Source organism: Filifactor villosus (assembly GCF_042652965.1).
In the GTDB taxonomy this organism is placed as follows: domain Bacteria; phylum Bacillota; class Clostridia; order Peptostreptococcales; family Filifactoraceae; genus Filifactor; species Filifactor villosus.
In genome coordinates this window covers 180000-199988 of sequence record NZ_JBHSHL010000003.1, presented here as the reverse complement: position 1 = coordinate 199988, position 19989 = coordinate 180000, and the positions used below count along the sequence as shown (strand labels likewise).

The following is a 19989-nucleotide window of genomic DNA, read 5'->3' as shown; positions in this document are numbered from 1 at the left end:
GGAAAATAGTATAAACAATATTTTTCGATCCAGCATCCTTTTTATGGACAAAAGAGTTTCAGAACTTACAAAATGCAAGCGTTGATACCAACGATCCGATAGACGACGGGATCATTATTTTCTATCCGACAACTCTTATCTTCAACAGTTCTATAAAACCCTCTTTATCTTTGGAAAAACAGTCCTTCTTTCATACAAAGAGCCTTCCTATTTTATATCGGATCCGGTACGGGGCTCTTCCAAGATCTTTGCCATAGCATATTCATCGAGGTAGTTTCCATCCATAAAAATCGATTTTTTCCTTCGCCCCTCGACAACAAAGCCCGCCTTTTCGTACAGATGTTTGGCGATCTCATTTTCACACATAACAGTGAGTTCCAGTCGAACAAGTCCTTCTTCCCTCGCCCATCTGTCCAAACGTCTGAAGAATTCCGTACCTATCCCTTGATTTCTGTGAGATCGAAGGATCCCCGTTACCACATAGGAAGAGTGCTTGATCTTGCGTTTCTCCTCCCTGCTTGCACCGAGAAAACCCACGAGTTCCTCCCCGTCAAATGCCAGCAACAGAAGCTCGCCCTTCTCCAAGGAGGTCTCTATCTTCTTTCCTAAGTTCTCAGGACTGCTAAACTTCTCCCTCTCACCCTCCTCATAGAGCATATACCTCGTTTCTCGGTCAATTTGAAGCATCAGTTCCCAGAGCTTTTTAGCATCGTTCTTTTCGGCATTTCTATACAACATCTTTATACCCTCCTCATCTTCTCCCTTATACTCTCATCGCTTTTTGTAATACTATTATCTACTAGAATTGACAGGTGAATACCCGGAAGCATGGGCTCATCCAAGTTGTTTTTTCGGCAGTGATAAGTCTGTATACCCGGCATTTCAAACGGAGAATCATATAATAACTTATCATTGTGAACTGCGCTGTTCCACAAATAAATATACAAACGAAGACGTTTTTCAAACCCAAACCCGAGTCGTGAAACACAACATCGAAACTTCTTAACACTCGGACCCGGGTTGAGCTGATTTTTCTCCCGTTATCCGTTATATTGCCTATGATCCGCTTCGATACAGTTTGCAGTATCGGCATTTCAATTGTTTCATACTATTATCATAGCATTTTTTTAACCTCCTGTATATTTGTAATTTTTGTGCGTTAGGTTATAATAGAATTAAGAAGCACGAATTCTCCTTGTTTATACTGTTTTCTCTTTTTGCATTTTCATGGCAATCAATCGGGTGTAAGAGTCCGGAACCGTTTCCGTACATGACCCGTTATTCCCAAAGACAGTATCGGCAAGTCGTGTTCCTTCAACAAAGTAGGCGTTTTATTCGGAGGTAGATCTTATGGCAATTGAAAAAGTGCGTTCTTATTTGAAACAATTCGGTCTGGACGAGCGTATCCGTGAACACTCGCAGTCCAGCGCTACCGTAGAACTCGCAGCGGCGGCCGTCGGCGTGGAAGGGGCTCGGATCGCAAAAACCCTCTCCTTTAAGACCAAAGAAGGTTCCCCCTTCCTTCTTATTACGGCGGGAGACACCAAGATCGACAACAAGAAATTTCGGGAAGAGTTTCACTGTAAGGCAAAAATGCTCTCGCCCGAAGAAGTTTTGGAATTCGTCGGTCACGAGGTCGGAGGAGTCTGTCCCTTTGCTGTTTCCTCTTCCCTACCCGTCTATACCGACGTATCCATGCAACGTTTCGATACGGTATTTCCAGCTGCGGGAAGCTCCAACAGCTCGGTGGAGATGACCTGTGAGGAACTCTTTCGCTACGGAAATGCTCTCAAATGGGTCGATGTGTGCAAGGAGGTCATATGAAGGAATTGTGGCTTGTCAGCGCCTGTCTTCTGGGTGATGACTGCAAGTATAACGGCGGAAACAACTTTTCCGAAAAGGTGGTCGACTTCCTAAGGGACAAGGACTACATACGAGTCTGTCCCGAGGTCGCGGGAGGCCTTCCCACTCCACGCGTTCCCTGCGAAAGGCAGGGCTTCCTGATTGTGGACAAACACGGAGAGGACAAGACCTCCGAGTTTACAAAAGGAGCCGAAGCCTGTATGAAGATCGGAGCGACCCATGCCCTCTTGAAGGCGCGAAGTCCCTCCTGCGGGAAGGGTCTTATCTATGACGGGAGTTTTTCAGGTAGCCTCACGGAGGGCAACGGCGTCTTTGCCGAACTGTGTATCCGTCAGGGTCTTGTCGTCTTAAGTGAAGAAGACCTCCCTTGAGCAAGCATCTATGGCTTATAAATGCCCCGGTGTACTGACATACTGATATTTATTTCTTATGTCGGTTATAAACCGAAAAGTTCCTATCAAAGTCGAAATTACTATGAATTTCAGTTTGTCACTACAATAGAACCGGAATCTCTCCTTTAATACTATTATCTGTTAGAATTATCCGGTCGTGAAGTTTGAATTCTACGATTGCTCGAAACGCCTCAGGTAAATATATATTCTGCCTACATGATATTTTAAACGGAAAATAGTATAAGTAAGCACCTCCTTTGGAAACCTTGTTTTTCTTCCGAGGCCCCTCACAGAACTTCCGAAGGAAATGACACCCGTTTTCTTGAAAAAGGTTTTCAAATATACGTTTGTTTCTTTGTTGGCGTTGCAATATTTTGGCTATCTCCTTACAAATACTATTGCCGAATTTAAAAATAAATACTACAATAGTACATACGTATATTTTTTACAAACAGGGGGAATTATGGAAGCGTTAAAAAAAGACGAAGTCTTTGAAATCCTTAAAAATAGAATTGTAAAACTGGAATATCAGCCGGGGACGATCTTAAACGAGGTGGAACTGTCCAAAGAGTTCAATGTCAGCAGAACTCCCATCCGCAATGCCTTTCAACAGTTGACAGCTTCCGAACTCATCATCATCGTTCCGCGCTACGGAGTACAGGTTTCTCAAATAGATTTTATCAAGATGAAACATCTCTTCGAGTTGACCAGAGTCCTCGATCCCTTTGCCACCAAGTTGACGGTGGAAAGGATCACTCCTGAGCGTAAGAAGGACTTGCAGGAGATCTACGATCGCCTGCTCAGTTACAAAATCGATGTGGACTATCAAAAGGCCATCGACGATGACGAGGCCTTTCACCAAATCATCTTCGACCAATGCGGCAATCCCTGGCTTCAAAAACAGCTGATTGAACTCCACTACCACTCCGAGCGTCTGTGGCACTACTGCGAGCAATACTTTGATCGCATCGACATCTTTACCCGAACTTTCGGCAAGATCATGGAGGCCATTTGGGAAAAAGACCCCGACAAAGCGGAGCTGTACGCCCGTGAACATATTGATGATTTTGTAAACAAGATAAAAGGGGCTCTTCTGTAAGTCTGTTACTTATTTGAGCTGTTTATATTCATAACCTTACTTGCGAGAAGACCAAGGCGAGTATTTCCATACTTCGACCGGACAACATCTTCAGTCCGTCACGGAAACCTCCTCCTTATCTCAAAAAACGGGTCCCTTACCTTAATGCTATCCTTCCTTTGAGTTGTTATGGATGTCAACCCTTACACTTCATAGAAGATAAAAGGACATTTCATAATCGCAAAACAGATCTCGCCGCACTTCTATCGAAAAATAGCATACGATTTTTGACTCTGCCGCATCGTTTTCGTGATCGGTATTTGGATCCGCTAACAGTATCGGCTGCACGCTATTATTGATTCACATTGACAGCTCACATATTGTCGGACTGTCATCCTCCTTGTTTTTCAGCAAGGATATATTCCGTATACTCTGTATTTTTAAACGGCAGATATTATCCGCTTGCGATAAAAAAGCCCTCAAGCGGCGGATACGGCCGATGCTTGATAACGCTATTATCTGTTAAAATGGACAGGTGGAACGCTTGGAGGCATATCCTCCTGCGAATTGTTTTTTCGATAATGACATATTTTGTACCCGGTATTTCAATCGGAGAATCGTATAAGAACCTAAGTAAAGAGAGCTATACTTAAAGAAGGCACAGGAAACCGCCTTCTTTTTTTGTGCTGTCCTCATAAATATCGGACCCTGTCGAAGAATATCCGGGATATAGAGTAATACTCTTGTTTGCTACAATTGAAAGGTTGGACTACTATTCTTTTGAATAGTAAATATAAACAATCTGTAACCCATAGAAGACAACATAGTTTCTCGTCATCGAAAAAACAGATATAACCATACTTCTATCGAAGAATAGTATAAAAGTGTAAAACAACTCGTCGACGCCACCTTAAAAGGCATCGCACTTCACTCAGATACGATAAAGACCATCATTGAAACGATTACCAATATTGATCTACAGGATCATATCACTTGGAAAATCGAAAAAATTTCAGCGATCCACGAACAAGGATCTTATGAAGATTTCAGAATCACACTTATCGCACATTTTTTCAATATGAAAGTGCCTGTAAAACTCGACCTTACCACGGGGATGTAATTGTCCCAAGAGAGATCGATTACAGCTACCCCATTCTTTTCAGCGATGAAAAACTACAGATCAAAGCCTATCCTATATTTACGATCCTTGCGGAAAAGATAGAGAGTGTCCTTGTAAAAAATGTAAGCAATACAAGAGCCGGGGATTTCTATGATGTATATATCCTGTCCAAGCAAACCCCTGACTTGGATAGGGTACAGTTAAAAGAAGCCCTGTACAGAAAGGCCGAAGAAAGAAGATCCCTTATCTGTCTCAAAGAAAAAGACAAATATTTGAATGATATCGAAAAAAGTAAGGAACTCCAAGAAATATGGCAAAACTACAGAAGGAAGAATTCCTACGCAAAAAATTTGACTTGGGAAAAGTCATAGAAAATCTGAAAAAACTTGTCCGCTCTGTTACTTTTTAGCTTCGGAAGATCTCATAAGTCTCCTATAGTCTTTCTCCGGATAATCTGTATTCCCGACATTTCCAAGGGAGAACAGTTTTGTATCACCAAAAACACTTTTTCCTACTCAAAATCCTACGATCCCTTCCAATACAAAGAATTACAAGTCTTTTGTCTTTTATTTTCAAACTTTTTACACAAATACCTACTCTTTTTCGTGAAAACTGTTGAAATACATAAGAAATACATTTATAATACATATAAGCAACATATAAGGAGGTGAGTTTATATTGGACTATATGCTTATTACAAACAACGAGCTTTTCAGAGATAAAGACATAGAGCAAGTCATCGTCAAAGGTTCCGCGTTTGATGTGCTTTTGGAGACCAGAGATCATATACATAGGGGATACAAGCTCTTAAGCAGCCCTATCAGCGCAAGCATCCGAATGATTATGTCACCTGTGAGGACAGTCGTCCTTTGCTCTTCGCCGGGTGCCTTGGATGAGTATAGTCTCAGTCAAATAGAAGCAGCTATCGAAAAGCATGGTCTGATCACGGAAAACAGAGGAGAAGATATTTCAAACCTTTCTGATTACGCCATCCTAGATCACGAGTTGACGATGAGTGCGATCAGTGAAGTAGAGAAGAATTTTTGGAGGTGAGCGGTTTGAAACTTGAACAAGGTATGATTTATGTAAAAGATGTGGTCTTTTCCGATGCATCTAAGGTGGAAAACGGAATTTTATACGTGAATAAGGAAGAGATCATTCAAAAACTCGAGGAGATCCCTCATATAAAGGAAATTTCCATCGACTTTACCAAACCCGGAGAAAAAACGAGGATCGTCCCGGTCAAAGACGTGATTGAACCTCGGGTAAAGGTTGAAGGAACCAAAGGATTTGCAGGTGTGACGACAGAAGTCGGTCAACTTGGAACAGGAAGGGTCAATGTACTCAAAAATGTTGCCGTAGTTACCATCGGAGACATCGTAGGCTTCCAAGAAGGCGTTATCGACATGTGGGGCGAGGGTGCAAAGTGGACTCCCTTCTCCAAGACCCTGAACATTGTGGTCGATATCAAGGTAGAAGAGGGACTCAAACCTCACGAGCACGAAACAACAGTGCGTCTGGCAGGCTTAAAGGCCTCCGAACTGATCGGAGAGATCGCGAAAGATAGTTCTCCCGATGAAGTAAAGACCTACGAGATCGGCACGATGGCGGAGGAAAACAAGAAGTATCCCGACCTTCCGAAGGTGGTCTATGTCGAGATGTTGATCTCCCAAGGACTTCTGCACGACGGTTATATCTACGGTGTCAATTCTCAGCAAATCCTGCCGACACTGATCCATCCGAACGAAGAACTCGACGGAGCCGTCATCAGCGGAAACTGCGTTGCGGCTTGCGACAAGATCACAACCTACCAGCATCAGAACAATGCGGTCATTGAAGAACTCTACAAAAGACACGGAAAAGAAATCAACTTCCTCGGCGTCGTCCTCACTCCCGAACTTACGACACTTGAAGGAAAGTTCAGAACCTGCGACTATACGGCAAAGCTTTGCTACACCCTCGGTGCGGACGGAGTTATTGTCAGCGAGGAAGGATATGGAAATCCCGATTCCGACTTGGTTATGATTTGTTCACGTCTGGAAAAACTCGGTGTTAAGACTGTTTTGATCACCGACGAATGTGCGGGTTGGGACGGAATGAGCCAGCCTCTTGCAGATGTATCCAAGGAAGCCATCGCAGTAGTGTCTACCGGAAACGTAAGTCACGTCGTAGAACTGGAGAAGGCGGACAGGGTGCTCGGCAACGAAATGGCGATTGAGAACCTCGCCGGCGGTTGGGCAGGCTCCTGTGATAAAGAGACCGGCAAGATCAAGTGTGAGCTCAACGCTGTGATTGGAGCCACCTCGGAGATCGGTTATCACAATGCTACAATCGAGTTGAAATAGGAGGAGCGAAATGGAAAAGAAAATTTTGTACTATTTGAATCAGTTTTTTGGTCAAATCGGTGGAGAAGAGCAGGCGCACTATGCACCGACGCTTACAGAAGGAGCCGTCGGACCTGCAATGAAGTTTCAGCAGGATGTCGGCGATGCGGGAAAAGTTGTTGCAACACTGATCTGCGGAGATAACTACTTCAACGAGAACAACGAAGAGGCTCTTTCTTTCCTCAAAGAAGCAATTGAAGATATCAAACCCGATTTGGTCGTTGCCGGACCTGCCTTCAATGCAGGTCGCTACGGAATGGCTTGTGCAGGAGTTGCAGAGTATGCTTCCAAGGAACACGGCCTACCTGTAGTTTCCGGTATGTTTGAAGAAAATCCCGGCCTTACCGTCTCCCGTGCCTTCGCCTATGTCGTACCCACAGGAGCGGCGGCAGGAGATATGAGAAAAGCACTTCCCGCAATGGCAAAGGTCGCAAGAAAGGTCCTTCTCGAAGAAGAACTTAAGCCCGAAGCGGATGGATACTTCTCTCAAGGAAAGAGGGATACTGTGCTGGTAGAAGATATCGGAGCGAAGAGAGCGGTCGATATGCTTCTCAAGAGACTGAACAACCAAGAGTTTAAGACCGAGCTTCCCATGCCGGAATTCGATACGGTCGATCCGGCTCCTGCGATCAAGGATCTTTCAAAGGCGGTAATTGCTATTGTTACGACCGGAGGTATCGTTCCCGAGGGAAACCCCGACAGGATCCAATCGGCTTCCGCACAAAAATGGGGCAAATACGATGTTTCGCACCTCAATGAATTAAAAGGCGACTTCATCACGATTCACGGGGGCTATGATCCGGTGTACGCCAACGAATCTCCCGATAGAGTTGCTCCTTTGGATGTTCTGAAACAGATGGAGAAAAACGGCGAGATCGGAAAGGTCTACGACTTCTTCTATACGACGACCGGAACCGGAACAGCGGTAGGAAACTCCATCACCTTCGGAAAAGAGATCGGAGCGGAACTGAGGGAAAACGGTGTGGACGGCGTTATCCTCACCTCGACGTGAGGTACCTGCACACGTTGCGGTGCAACGATAGTAAAAGAGATTGAACGATACGGTCTTCCCATCGTACACATGGCTACCATTACAACCATCTCTCAATCCGTAGGTGCAAACAGGATCGTTCCGACAATAGCAATCCCTTATCCCGTAGGAAATCCCTCCTTGGAGGCTGCACAGGAAGTCCAATTAAGAGCAGATCTTGTCAAAAAAGCAGTCCATGCACTGGGTACGGAAGTAAAGGAAGTTACTGTTTTTAAATAAAAACATAGAGGGAGGTATACTTTTATGAGCAATGGAGAAAAAAGAGGAAGTTGGAACAGTAGATTCGGCTATGTTATGGCTGCTGCGGGATTTTCCATCGGACTTGGAAACATTTGGAGATTTCCCTACCTGGTAGGAACCATGGGTGGCGGCGCATTTGTTCTGGTATATATCTTGATTATTGCGTTAATCGGTATCCCCTTGTTCTTCATGGAGGTAGCTCTGGGACGAAAAACTCAGCTCAACCCCGTTGAAGGAATGAGGAGTCTTACAAAAAAAGGAAGCCCCTGGGTCCTGTTCGGCTGGTTCGGCGTCATCTCCGCCTTCTTTATCTTGACCTACTACATGCAGATTATGGGATGGATCATCTCCTATGCGTTAAAGATGATCTCCGGTCAACTCTCAGGCTTGAGCCCGGAAGGATATGCCGATGTCTTCCATGGCTTTATGGCAAGCCCCGGCTCTCTGGCCCTCTTTACCGTCATAGGGATGCTCGTTGTAGGAATCATCTCTTCTATGGGCCTCAACAGCGGTTTGGAAAAAGCGTGCAGCTTTATGATGCCTGCCCTGTTCATTATGATTGTTTTGATTGCAATTCGTTCCTTGACACTGCCCGGAGCGGGTGAAGGATTGAAGTGGTATTTGACCGTCGATTTCAGTAAAATAAACGGAAAAGTTTTTCTAACCGCCTTGGGTCAGACCTTCTTCTCCATCGGTATTGCCAGCGGAGGAGGATTTATCTACGGGAGTTACTTAAAAAAAGACAGTAACATCCCTTCCGATGCCCTTATGATCATCGGTTTTGATACCCTTGCGGCATTATTGGCAGGTCTTATGATCTTCCCGGCGATCTTTGCCTTGGGATTGGAGCCGAATTCAGGTTCAAGCCTGCTGTTTATCACGATGTCGAATCTCTTCTCCGAGATTCCTCTGGGACAGTTTTTTGGAAGTTTGTTCTTCCTTCTCCTGTTCTTTGCAGCACTGACTTCAGCACTCGGATACTTGGAGCCGATTGTATCGACCTTGTCGGAAGTCGGAAAAATGGACAGAAAAAAAGCGATTTGGATCTCCTTGGCAGCGATCTTTATCATAGGATTTCCAAATATTATGTCTCATGGTCCGTGGCAGCATATCAAAATTATGGACAAGGCCATCTTTGACTTTACAGACTTTCTGTCGGGAGATATCATGATGCCCCTAGGTGCCATCATCCTGAGTTTGTTTACCATCTTCGTATGGAAATTTGACAACTTTAAGATGGAAGTAAACCGAGGTGCGGGAAGCTTCAAGGTCGAAAACTACTGGAAACCCGTAGTTTTAGGACTTGTTCCTATTGCTTTGATTATTATCTTTATTAAGGGACTGGGCATTATCTAAGACCCCGAGTCCTCCAACAACATTCCATAAGTGGAAAAAGACTTGTCCCCTCCGACAAGTCTTTTTCTCTGCCTGTATCATACCCTCTGCTCATTCTCTCATTAACATTAAGGAGATACCGTATGATTCTCATAAAATCAATGTTGTATGAAGGATGGAATTTTTGAAAACATTAATTTGACAAACTTTCGTATTTTATAAAATCAAAGAAAAAATCAGGAGTTTGCCGTTGTGCAGTGTTTCCTTAAAACTATTATCCGGTTAAATAAGCAATAATAAAAGAGAGCGGCTCCTTATTACTTCAGCAAAGAATCCGGATTTCGGTAAAAATTGAGATACTTCTTGTCTTCCCCTTCAAAGTAACGCAGTCCGACCTTTTTCACAAGTTGTTTCCACAGCTCCAATGCTTCCTGATACTCCTGTGTCTCAAAATGATACTTAGCCTTCATATGAAAGAGTTCGGTATCGAAGTTGTGAAGTTCATCGTTATTTTCGATCATTCTATCCAGCCACTTCTTCGCTTCTTCCGCTTCTCCATGCTCCAAACAGATACAAAACGCTCCCTTTGCCACTGTATAACCTTGGTTCCACTGAGACTTGGGGTCAGGAAATACCTTCCAACCTTCCTCAGCAAGAGAAGCAAATTGCTTAAACTCTCCTTCTCTCGCAAACTGCCCTGCCTTCCGAAAGTACTCGACCGCCTTCTGAAATACGTCCTGTTCCAACAATGCCATAACTCTTCCCCCTATTTCAAAAATAATACCTGTCCCACAAATTTAAACAGTTCAAACATATAATCACATTGTAACAGATAAAGGTTACCATACAACCTCATGATGATATGCTAAAAAGGCAGCTCCTCCAAAAATATAAAACTTGCCGCAACAAGGATCGTCACCCATATAAAGATCACCCTCCAAAATGTAAGAACGTCGTATTCCATGACCTGAGTATGAAGACCGGAGTTCTCAAAAAACCTCCTTGTGTCCTCCATGTTCTTTATCACTTTTCGAGGAGGGTATTGATCCGCAAAAGAAAGGTATTCGGGATAGAGAAGTTTGATCTTTGTCCCGTCCTTCCTCTCAATCCTCAGATGGAGACAGGGGTAGAAATGGTATTCATACAAACTCAGCCTCGGAAAAACAGTGATCTTCTCTATCTCATCGACGGAAATATGTTCCCTGGGATACCTCTTCAGATAAAGCAAGCCGTCTACAATTTCAAACTCCCTCTCGGCAAAGTCCTCTTCCAAACGAACAGGCTTCTTCTTTCCTCCAAAAAATACAAACAGAGATACTATCGAAACGACAGTAAAGATAATATCAGCCATCCTTTTCCCCTCTTTCTTTTTAATACTACTCTTCCTTTGAGTTGTGGATATAAACAATCTGTGCCCCATAGAAGATAAACTGATTTTTCGTGGGTTGAAAACAGATATATCCATACTTCTATTGGAGAATAGTATAAAACCCTTCAAACTTCAATCTTCCGATCATAACAAGTACACCCCTCGACCCTCCATACCGATATCCACTTCATACTATTAAGTGTTCTTATATCCACAACAACAAACATTTATTTTGTCATATACTAAGAGACATTCACATCGATAATTCAAATGGAGAGCAGTACGGATCGTTTCGGTCGTTTGTGCTCCGCCGACATCGCTTTTCTTATTGCAGAGCGGATATCTTCTCCACAGTTCCATAAGGTTTCGTCATCGACCTTATCCGTACCGTTTTCATCTATACCCTTCTTCCCTATTGCAACAAACATGGTATAATAAAAAGAAAAAAGGAAGGTGAACCCATGCCCCTTCAAATGATAAGAAACGACATTACGAGGATGTCAGCGGATATCCTTGTCAATACAGCCAATTCCGAGCCCCGTTTTTTTTGCAGGAACGGACTCCGCCATCTATAAGGCAGCGGGCAAGGAAGCTCTGCTCGAAAAAAGAAAGGAACTCGGCTACATCGCTCCGGGAGAGATCGGCGTAACTCCCGCCTTTGCCCTTCATGCACGCTATATCATCCATGCGGTTTCCTCCCCGTGGAAGGGTGGAAGTCACGGAGAAGAGCTTATCCTGCGAAACTGTTACCGAAAAAGTCTGGAGAAGGCCCTCGAACTCGATTGCAAGAGTATCGCCTTTCCCCTGCTCTCCTCCGGAAACAACGGCCTTCCCAAGGGTCGAGCCTTACAAATCGCACTCTCCGAGATCGGCGATTTTCTCTTTGCCCATAGTCTCCATGTGTACCTGGTCGTCTTCGACAGGGAAGCCTTTGTCCTCTCCGAACAACTCTTTGATAAGGTAGAATCGTTTATCGATGAGCATTATGTGGATAAGATCGGACTCTCCATAAATGAAAGCGAGTATGAGAATCGTCTGAGAGAAGTTCCCGCCCCGGGTTGGCTCCCCGCCGACAAGGCAAAGACTTCGGAAATAATATTCCATCACAAAGTCGAAGAAGCAACGTTCAAGCAAGGAACTCTCGAGAAAGAGCCCGACTTCGATACTCCTCTGGGAGAAACCTTCCAACAAAGGCTGTTACGGCTTGTCGATGAACATCAAATGACCGATGTCGAAGTTTACAAAAAGGCGAACATCGACCGCAAACTCTTCTCCAAGATCCGTTGCAATATCGACTACAAGCCGACCAAAAAGACCGCCGTCGCCCTTGCCGTCGCCTTGGAGCTCGACCTTGACGAGATGAAGGATCTGCTCTCGCGGGCGGAACTGGCCTTCTCTCCGAGCAGTCGTTTCGACTTGATCATCGAATACTTCGTCGGTCAAGGCATCTACGATATTCACACCATAAACTCCGTTCTGTTCAAATACGACCAACAGACCCTCGGTGTTTAATACTATTATCCCTTCGAGTTGTAGATATACACAATCTGTAGCCCCTAGAAGATAAACAACTTCGTGATCGAAAAACGATATCTCCATACTTCCATTGGAGAATCGTATAAGGAGGAGGTTTGTAAGAAGGGCGGTCTGTTCCGCCTCCCGTTTCAATCATCTGACGAGAATGATATCTCGAAGCCCACCAATAATTCAAATAGACAGTTTGATCGGATCTGCATATCATTGTTCCCCATCGAAAAAGCCTTCCCGATACCGGAGGCTTTTTTCGATGCGTTTTTTCTTCCTATTCGATCACAAGGATGATTCCTTCATCGACCGTTTTGTTGTAGACGTGTTTTCCTATAATCTTCCTCAAGGATCTGATGTCGACCTCCTCCGTGGCTGCAAACTCCAGGTAACAGGTCTTGGACTCGGCGAGGTTGATGTCTTCGTAGAAGTCCGTGATATGGCAGTAGAACTCATCCAACACATCCTCCAAGGGATACTGGGAGATATCGTCTGCAAACGCTCCCTCTCCATACTCTTCTTCCTGCTCAAACGACAGGGAAGTTACATAGAGAACTTCTTCAGCCTCCCTGTACTCGTAAATCCCCTCTTCGATCTTTCGATACTTGGTTTCATCTTTATATTTCTGTGCCTGATAATTTCTGATCTCTTTCATTTGTCGGTTCTCCTTTTCTCTTCGATATTTGTCGCCCGACAGGCGACCACTCTTTCTTCTTCCCATGCTAAACTTAATCTATCAAATAGGGAAGTCATACTATATCTATTCAAATTGCCCGATCGTGCAGCTTGAATCCTATGATCGCTCAAACCGTTTCCGGTTATGCTATTGTCCGTTAGAATGGACGGGGCGAATGCTTTGAGACATATGATCAGCCAAATTGTTTTTCGGAAATTGTATATTCTGTTTTCCCGACATTTCAAACGGAGAACAGGATCACAACATTCGATATGTTGCACAAACAGGGATACTTCAACTGTAATCTTTAAGGTTGAACCGCCTTGGCAGTCCATCTGCCTGAATGATCTATACTATTGTCCGTTAGAACTGACAGGTTGAATACTTCGGATCGTAATCCAAACGGTTTTTCGGTAATGATACTTCTGTATACCCGGCATTTCAAACGGAGAGCAGTATTACCCTTGTATTCTATTATCGATCGAACCGGTATCGTTCTTTGGATCTCTTATACGCCGGATATTTCGAGCAGATCCCGATGTCCGATCGAAATACGGCAGTGCAAACCGCATATAGAGACAACGGCGGTTCAGGCGATCCTAGAGAACGCCGGCAAAGCAAAAACTAATACTACTATTCTTTTGAATAGTGGATATAAACAATCTATGTCCCATAGAAAACAACATAGTTTTTCATCATCGAAAAATAGATATATCCGCACTTCTATTCAAAAATAGTATAAGGCAATACCGCACAAATGCAAAATATTGATTTTCTTATGGATTTGTAAAAAAAGAATTCTGTTAAATCAATGTTTTTAAGAAATTCATTATTCCTTTAAAAGCGATGTTACGATAATTTTTTAAATTATGCAGTGTTTCCCTAAACTTATAAAGAAGGTAGTTTTTGACACTGCCGCAAATAACTAAGGAGGTAATCAAAATGAAAAACCTATTGACCGAAGTTGTATTTATCCTGGATCGCAGCGGTTCTATGGGAGGTCTGGAACAAGACACCATAAAAGGCTACAACTCTCTGATTAGAAAACAGAAGGATGAAGAAGGAAGACTCCTTCTGTCTACCGTACTCTTCGACCACGTATCCGAGGTCCTTCACGATCGGATCGATCTGAAGGAGGCTCCCCTTCTTACTTCAAAGGACTACTTTGTCAGGGGCTCCACCGCCCTTCTCGATGCCTTGGGCTCCTCGATCCGCCACATCGGAAACATCCACAAATACTGTAAAAAGAAGGATCGCCCCGATAAGATCCTCTTTATCATCAACACCGACGGTTACGAAAATTCCAGCGTCCTCTACAGCTTCGATCAGATACGAAAGATGATAGAGCGCCAAAAAAGCCGTTACGGCTGGGAGTTTCTCTTCCTCGGTGCAAACATCGATGCCATAGCCACCGCAAGAAGGTTTGGGATCGATGCCGACAGGGCGGTGGACTACCACTGCGATGAGAGAGGGGTGGAACTCAACTACTCCGTACTCTGTGAAGCGGTTTCAAGCTTCAGACTCAAGAGCGAGATCGCTCCGGAATGGAAGGCAAATATCGAAAAAGACTACCGTGACAGAAAACCCGGATCACGGAGATAAGCACCCGAACCGTCCCCTGTTACCCCAATGTCGACAGTAAACCCGTCCCGGTGCACTGACATATTGATATTTAGGGCAACACCGCACAAAGAGATATCTTGATTTTCCTATAAATCCGAAAAATATAGAAGTCTTTTTAAATCAATACTTTCAAGATTCCCATCATTCATATGGAATCGGTTTTATGATGCTCTCTCAAATCATGCGGTATTTCCCTTGTTAAGCACCGACAGGGATATCCGCTTCTTCAACACCATCTCTTTACAAGGAAGATACGCTCCGGTCTCTATTTGATGCCGGAGCTGATTCCTATCTGCCTTTTTTCCGCTACGGTCAGCTTTCTTCCCTTACATAATTGTTCCACTTCTTTGCGTGTTTCTTCTTCTCCAAGAATTGTATATACGGCAGTTCCTCTGTAATTCCTGTTCTTTTCGGGATTCGATGTGGAGTAGGAACTGTAAAAATACTGATCCGTCGCTATGGTCTTTCCGTCAGGGCTCAAGTAGGCATTGATCCTGTAATCCCTAAGGGAAGGTCTGAATGTCATCAACAAGCCTCCCGTCTTAAAATCAACGACATAGCACACCCTATCCACATGATTGTTGCGTACCATAAGCAGGATGTCACTGTTCTCGTTATACAAGTTGACATCCCCAAAGTCTACGGGTGTATCCGAGCAAGCCTCATCCAACTCAAAAAGCTCCATCCCCTTCTTCTTTGTCCATCGATAGGTTGCGTTGTTGTGAAGTCCGCGAACTTCCAATTCTCCGCCTTCTCCCTCGGCATAGAGTGCTTCCCCGGGTATTTTATCGATTAACTCTCCCGTTTCCATACTATAGAGATCCGAGGTTCCCGAAATACGGTTGATGATAAAGGTCTTGCCGTCTTTGGAGATCATGATCCGGTAGGACGTTTCCTTGATATGGTCGTAGGTCTTGACGACCTTTGCACTCTGTACATCTACAATCCTAAGACCCGCAGCCTCCCCCGAGATCAACAGTTGCTTTGAATCGGGTGTAAACACAAAGCCTACGTTCGGCAACGACAACGGTATATATTCACTCTCGTCCTTCTCTACATCGTAAAGTTCGATAAAGTATTTCTCCATGCTCTCGCTCGACATAAATCTCGAAATAATACGAGCTATATAATTGCCGTCATTGGATATTCTATAGCTCCTCACTTCCGAAATAAAGCCTCTGAATGCAATATCCTTCAGCCCGATCTTTCGAGACTCACCATGCACATCTTCTGAAACACTGAAGTTTGTTCCATCGTGAAAGAGGATCTTGGATGCATCCTGCGAAACGGAAATGATCTGTGCAGGAATCTCTCCACCCGACAATTTGGAGTTTACATCGATAATCTTTATAATCTGGTTTTCGTGAGCACTCGTGACTACCTTGTTTCCGTCAGGCAAAAACTGTATTTCGGTAGGGATCCCTCTTCCGTAGTTCAGATCCTTCTCAATAATGGCACCGTCTCTCCATATCGATATCTTCTCATTTTCGGATGCGACAAGGATGGTATTGCTCTCCTCATTGTAGGCAAATCCTTTGAGATTGCTCCCTCCAAAATAGATGTTCTCTTTTTCTTCACCCGTCCTTCCATCCAGGATATTGACCGAAGTACCGCTCTTTAATATCAGTTTGTCTCCATCGGCACTTTCGAGCAAAAAACCTGTAATAGACTTGATATCGGCAATGTGCGCTTGTCGAAACAGAAGTTTTTTGTCCCTGAGACCGAACTTGAGCAACTCTCCTCCCGCCTCGGCGATTACACTCTTTTTATCCTTAGAGTACCTTGCCCAAGTGTAACGGAGCTCCACCTCTTGCACTCCGCTGTTAAGCTCAATCTTGTCGTTGATACGAGGATAGATCTCTATAATCTCTCCCGTCTTTAAGTTCCGCCTTGTCAACTGTTCCGGAACATCTTCTTCCAATACGATCAATACTTCATTCCCGCTATCGTGCATATCCGCAAAACTTATGGGGCGATCGATCGTCAACTTTGCATATTCGCTCCAATCTTTGGAATTGTAGACCGAAAACATATACTCGTTTTGACTGAGAGAAATATGAAACAGCTTTTCTCCGTCGGAAGAAAACCTCGTCATCATAGGAATACCTGGAATTTCAAGAGTTTTGATCTGCTTACCCGTCTCAAAATCGTACACGATGACCTTCTGATCGAAGGAAGACGACACCAGAAGTTTTCCATCCGGAGAAAAAGCGGAAAACTTTACCTGTTCGGTGTGTCCCGAAAAGGTCTTGAGAAGTTGTCCGTTCTCGGGATCGGAGACTGCCAACTCGTTGTTTCCCAAGCCATAGGCAAGATATTTTCCGTCTTTGCTGAGTGAAAAGAACGTCAGCTTGTTCTTCGTAGGTATCGTTGTCAACATTGAAGCTCCCATATGATAGATGGAATTGTTGAATATTGCCTGTTCCTGCAACTTCAACGCCTCAAAATGCTCCATATCCGGTTTTATCGGTTTCATTGCCTCCTGCGCAACAAGTACCGCCTTAATGCTGTCCCCGTTATTCAAAAGATCTCTTGACGTCTTCATCAATATCGACGCATTGGACTGAACCGCGACCTGTCTTGCCGCCTCGGCCTTCCGATAAGCCCCCCACATAAAAACGCCGAACACCAGCAGGATGGCTGCCGTGATCGAAGCAATCGAAAACATCAGGCGGTTCTTTCTCTCCTTATCTCTTTGCTTCAAGTCGCCGAAAGAACAACCGAGGATGGTCGCCATGATTCGATATTTCTCCGTTTTAAGAAGAACGACAGCTTCCCCGGTGAGTCTCTTCAAAGTTGCTCTGTCGTTGTTCTCAAGCTCTTCATAACCTACAAAATCGTCTTGAAGAACTCGGTCGGGACGAATGTCTGCCGCCAAAATATCCTGTAAGAGTGCTTCGCGACCTTCTACGACCTTTCGCCTGAGTTCCTTCAACTCGTTGGGAAAAGACTCTCCCGGCTCCCCCTCGATTAGGAGAGGAATAATTCTGTTATCTCCGTGTAACTTGCGGAAAGTACGGATCTCCTTGAGACACCATTCCGAGAGTTTCAATCTTTTGGAGCAGATCACAATCAGATACTTGCTGTTTTTGAGAGCATCCTCAATGGAATCGCTCAGATCCCTTGCGGCAAGTTCCTCCCTGTCACGAAATACCCTGAACCTTGGACGTCTTCCTCCGGTATTAAACTCTTTGGGAGCCTTGAAGGTCTCTATCATCTCATGAAGAGCCTGAGCAATACTCTGATCGGGCTCAACATGCCTGTAACTTATAAAAGCATCATACTTATAGGACTTCTCCTTGTACTCCGATGCCGCCTGAACGATTCCATCCTGCGTAATACGTTGTTTTGTTTCCTTACTCATTCCTATCCTCCTCGGAGAAAAGTGCAAAGGTTGCAATCAAGTCATACTCAGGATGGCAGACCTCAAACTTTTCTCCTATTACCACATTCCAATCCTCAATCAGACAGGGATGGGTCTTATTTTTTTCATCTTTGACCTCTCCGTACTTAAAATTCATGGCATAATAACTGTTACACCACCTCTTGTGCTCCAAACGAGCCAAGAAATCCAAGACGGGATGTCTGTCCAGATAAAGTCTGAACTCTTTTTGGAACTCCTCCTTCGAATTCTTGTGGATCTCTTCGAGAAACTTGAACTCTTCAAAATATCCATTTAACATTCTCTTGAGTTCTTCATCGGTTTTAGCCGGATATAAACTTCGAAGAATCTCTTCCTTGACCCTCGCATGGGATGCAGAGGCTCGCGATGAGTTCTTCTTTGTCTGCGAGAGTTCGCTCCATTCACTTCCGTCACCCATCCCCACTAGGGAAGAGGCACGATTATAGTTGTGGTTGAAATCCTTCGCCTTCTTATCAAGATAAGTTCGGATCAGGATATCCTCGGTCATCACTTCTTTGATGTCGCCAAAGATACGAATCTCTTCTCGCCCTTTGGGCAGAAGAGGTTTGAGATCGACTCCCGACAGATTCCGAAACACTTTGGGTACATCCGAAAAATATCGATCGACCACATTAAGACAGCTCAATGCTCCTATCGTATCTTCCGTAAGAAAGAAGATTGCTGTAAAAGGGCTTCCTTCACTCCAACTTCTAAGCAGTTTTTCAAAGTATCGATATCGGATATCCGCCGAAATCGCTTCGATCTCCAAAGCCTCAAGAATCTCTTCCTTCCTCGAAAGAAAGTCTGCCATCTTGGCTTCTCCATCTTTATCCACAACGGTAACCCGTATCTTTTTCCCCGTTGTCAACACCGCATCGTTGACAAGATGGCTCAAAAGCGGTGATAACAGTTCGTTGGCTCCCAAGATCAAAAACCTCGTCTGCCCGAAAGCCTCTTCGATCGACTCCACGCTAAGGTTCTTCTCTCGGGAGATCTCACCCAACTTCCTGAATTCCGATCTCAAAATGCCGTTTTGTGTTCCTATCTCATCCATGAGAAGACGCACCGACAGTTCATTCCGATTAAAGGGGATGATGTCCACGCCGGACAGGGAGGCCTCTCTCCTCTTTTCCTGGTTGACGATTTCTTCCAGATAGAGCGGAACCGATGAAGACTTACACTGAATATAACAATTGATCTCACTCTTCGGTCTCAATTTTCGAATGATACGGATAAAGAGAGCATAGTTCTGCAGGTCGTCTGCGGACGCAAAAATCATCGCCTTGACCGAATTGATCTTGATCTCCCTGAGAAAAGACTCCACCTCTTTAGGAGAAGCGTAATCGAAGTCGATAAGGTGGACCGCTACGCCGCTTTTTTCATACTGTATTTTCCACTCCGATGCAATAGGATTTTTGCAGACTAGAGAGATTTGATACCCCTCCGATCTTCCCAGAAGGTTATGGATGAGAGCATCGGCTTCGTCGGTTTTTTCAAAGATCACAATATGCTTTTTGCTCAAGCGATTCTTGAGAGAGTTTCGAAAGTGAAATACAGCATTTGTGATCTTGGTAAGCACCAAGGCCGATGTCAAAACAGGTGCAAGCCACTTGGCGATTTCGTAAGAAACCGATGTATCCGCTTCCGGCGAGAGCGGAGCAACAAACAGGAACATCTTGATCATTCCGTACAAAACAGCGGATAAGACCTTCCACGGCTGTTCAATCGCCGCACTGTAGTAGGAATACAGTCCATGAAACCCCAGTATTAAGGCAAGCACAAACAAGACCAAAGACAATTTCTTTTTATAATACTTCCAATTTTCTCTCATACCGCACCTCTTCCTTCCCATCACAAATCATTTTCTCTCGGAACAGTTCAATCATCTTTTATTCAAACCGGCTTCATCCCATATAAAACGCCTCTCCATT

16 protein-coding genes are annotated in these 19989 nt (G+C 44.4%); 10 read left to right on the top strand and 6 right to left on the bottom strand.

Translation table 11 applies throughout. The features are described 5' to 3' along the window. Positions 1 to 207 precede the first annotated feature (207 nt). The gene (locus tag ACFO4R_RS01300; RefSeq protein ID WP_379787158.1) at positions 208 to 738 is read right to left on the bottom strand and encodes a GNAT family N-acetyltransferase; all 531 of its coding nucleotides are present in this window, start codon (positions 736 to 738) and stop codon (positions 208 to 210) included. Positions 739 to 1350: 612 nt separating this feature from the next. On the opposite strand from ACFO4R_RS01300, the gene ACFO4R_RS01295 reads away from it, so the two are divergent. The 8 genes from ACFO4R_RS01295 to ACFO4R_RS01260 all read left to right on the top strand — a co-directional run bounded on the left by ACFO4R_RS01295 (position 1351) and on the right by ACFO4R_RS01260 (position 9484). Further along, a complete protein-coding gene (locus ACFO4R_RS01295; protein WP_379787157.1) occupies positions 1351 to 1824 on the top strand; it encodes a YbaK/EbsC family protein in 474 nt (157 codons plus the stop codon). Further along, positions 1821 to 2234 carry a 2-thiouracil desulfurase family protein gene (locus ACFO4R_RS01290; protein WP_379787156.1) on the top strand — a complete coding sequence of 138 codons (414 nt, stop codon included), beginning with the start codon at positions 1821 to 1823 and terminating at the stop codon, positions 2232 to 2234. Before ACFO4R_RS01295 ends, ACFO4R_RS01290 begins: the two co-directional genes overlap by 4 nt. 484 nt (positions 2235 to 2718) lie before the next feature. Further along, complete coding sequence (locus ACFO4R_RS01285) at positions 2719 to 3354, top strand: GntR family transcriptional regulator (RefSeq protein WP_379787154.1); 636 nt, start codon at positions 2719 to 2721, stop codon at positions 3352 to 3354. 1098 nt (positions 3355 to 4452) lie between these two features. Next, positions 4453 to 4824: a nucleotidyl transferase AbiEii/AbiGii toxin family protein gene (locus tag ACFO4R_RS01280; protein WP_379787213.1), complete on the top strand. Its 372-nt coding sequence runs from the start codon at positions 4453 to 4455 to the stop codon at positions 4822 to 4824. A 316-nt stretch (positions 4825 to 5140) separates the two neighbouring features. After that, positions 5141 to 5506, top strand: a complete 366-nt coding sequence (locus ACFO4R_RS01275; protein WP_379787212.1) for a GrdX family protein — start codon at positions 5141 to 5143, stop codon at positions 5504 to 5506. A 5-nt stretch (positions 5507 to 5511) separates the two neighbouring features. Beyond that, entirely contained in the window at positions 5512 to 6798 is a 1287-nt protein-coding gene (locus ACFO4R_RS01270; RefSeq protein WP_379787153.1) for a glycine/sarcosine/betaine reductase component B subunit, read from the top strand. Between the two features lie 10 nt (positions 6799 to 6808). Beyond that, the gene (locus ACFO4R_RS01265; protein WP_379787152.1) at positions 6809 to 8107 is read left to right on the top strand and encodes a glycine/betaine/sarcosine/D-proline family reductase selenoprotein B; all 1299 of its coding nucleotides are present in this window, start codon (positions 6809 to 6811) and stop codon (positions 8105 to 8107) included. A 24-nt stretch (positions 8108 to 8131) separates the two neighbouring features. After that, on the top strand, positions 8132 to 9484 hold the full coding sequence (locus tag ACFO4R_RS01260; protein ID WP_379787151.1) for a sodium-dependent transporter: 1353 nt from the start codon (positions 8132 to 8134) through the stop codon (positions 9482 to 9484). A 296-nt stretch (positions 9485 to 9780) separates the two neighbouring features. On the opposite strand, the gene ACFO4R_RS01255 is transcribed toward ACFO4R_RS01260, so the two are convergent. Both ACFO4R_RS01255 and ACFO4R_RS01250 read right to left on the bottom strand, forming a co-directional pair. Continuing rightward, positions 9781 to 10218: a hypothetical protein gene (locus ACFO4R_RS01255; RefSeq protein WP_379787150.1), complete on the bottom strand. Its 438-nt coding sequence runs from the start codon at positions 10216 to 10218 to the stop codon at positions 9781 to 9783. 110 nt (positions 10219 to 10328) lie between these two features. After that, positions 10329 to 10814 carry a hypothetical protein gene (locus ACFO4R_RS01250; RefSeq protein ID WP_379787149.1) on the bottom strand — a complete coding sequence of 162 codons (486 nt, stop codon included), beginning with the start codon at positions 10812 to 10814 and terminating at the stop codon, positions 10329 to 10331. 531 nt (positions 10815 to 11345) lie between these two features. Between ACFO4R_RS01250 and ACFO4R_RS01245 the strand changes: the two genes are divergently transcribed. Next, positions 11346 to 12344, top strand: a complete 999-nt coding sequence (locus ACFO4R_RS01245) for a macro domain-containing protein (protein WP_379787148.1) — start codon at positions 11346 to 11348, stop codon at positions 12342 to 12344. 289 nt (positions 12345 to 12633) lie between these two features. Here ACFO4R_RS01245 and ACFO4R_RS01240 read toward each other — a convergent pair whose 3' ends face one another. Further along, complete coding sequence (locus ACFO4R_RS01240; RefSeq protein WP_379787147.1) at positions 12634 to 13011, bottom strand: hypothetical protein; 378 nt, start codon at positions 13009 to 13011, stop codon at positions 12634 to 12636. Between the two features lie 963 nt (positions 13012 to 13974). Here ACFO4R_RS01240 and ACFO4R_RS01235 point away from each other — a divergent pair. Then, the gene (locus tag ACFO4R_RS01235) at positions 13975 to 14634 is read left to right on the top strand and encodes a vWA domain-containing protein (RefSeq protein ID WP_379787146.1); all 660 of its coding nucleotides are present in this window, start codon (positions 13975 to 13977) and stop codon (positions 14632 to 14634) included. 286 nt (positions 14635 to 14920) lie between these two features. Here the strand turns inward: ACFO4R_RS01235 and ACFO4R_RS01230 are convergent, their stop codons facing one another. Together ACFO4R_RS01230 and ACFO4R_RS01225 are read right to left on the bottom strand one after the other, a co-directional pair. Further along, entirely contained in the window at positions 14921 to 18019 is a 3099-nt protein-coding gene (locus tag ACFO4R_RS01230; protein ID WP_379787145.1) for a toll/interleukin-1 receptor domain-containing protein, read from the bottom strand. Then, positions 18012 to 19889: a hypothetical protein gene (locus tag ACFO4R_RS01225; protein ID WP_379787144.1), complete on the bottom strand. Its 1878-nt coding sequence runs from the start codon at positions 19887 to 19889 to the stop codon at positions 18012 to 18014. The genes ACFO4R_RS01230 and ACFO4R_RS01225 overlap by 8 nt, the downstream gene beginning before the upstream one ends. Positions 19890 to 19989 lie beyond the last annotated feature (100 nt).